1 protein-coding gene is annotated in these 667 nt (G+C 51.1%); it reads right to left on the bottom strand.

The features are described 5' to 3' along the window. Window positions 1–108 precede the first annotated feature (108 nt). A partial coding sequence (locus Q4Q35_RS04225; RefSeq protein ID WP_303276692.1) for a fibrobacter succinogenes major paralogous domain-containing protein occupies window positions 109–667 on the bottom strand: 559 nt, incomplete at its 5' end.

Below are 667 nucleotides of genomic sequence, written 5' to 3'. Positions count from 1 at the left end.
AAAATTCCGACCCGCAAAGCGGGTATTATAAAAAACTACCTGTCCGCCGAAAAGGCGGAACAGGTAGTTTAAGTGACAAAGTATCAAATCGCTTCGCTAATCAAAGTGTCAATCCTTAAGGCAACGTACACTAAAGCCGCTCGCCCGGTAGAGGCTGTACATGTAGGCATTGCTGCCGACGAAGTACAGGTAGCTGGCGTTTGTACCACTAACCGTACTTGACCAATAGTAGCCGCTGGAACCCACATTGTTGAGCGAACCATCGCTGCGGTAGCGGTAGCCTGCCACGGGCAATTTAAGTGGCGATGCAAAAGCACCGGCTGAATTATTACTGTCCCAGCTCGTGAGCTCGTTTTCCCATTCAGCTTCTGTTGGCAGGCGGTAACCACTTGGGCAAGGGTTGTTGGTGCCGCTTACGCCCTGCCATAAATTGTCGTTTTGTGAGCTACGCCAGTCGGCTGGGCTACTGCCGTTGGTAATAAAATCGCCATGCCCGGGAGTATCACTTGTTGCTAATGTAGCTGTTTTGCTTGATGTTCTGCTTTCGTGCCCATCGGCAGCACGCCCCCATTGGTACAAGTCCCCGTAAGCATCAGCATCGTTACTGCTTGTTGCTACTTGCGAAGCTCCAAGGTTGCGGTCCATCCATATTTTGCCTGTGTCGGAA

It is taken from the genome of Flavivirga aquimarina (assembly GCF_030540835.1).
Lineage (GTDB): Bacteria > Bacteroidota > Bacteroidia > Flavobacteriales > Flavobacteriaceae > Flavivirga > Flavivirga aquimarina.
Note: the sequence above shows the minus strand (reverse complement) of the source record. Positions and strands in the feature narration are given on the sequence as shown.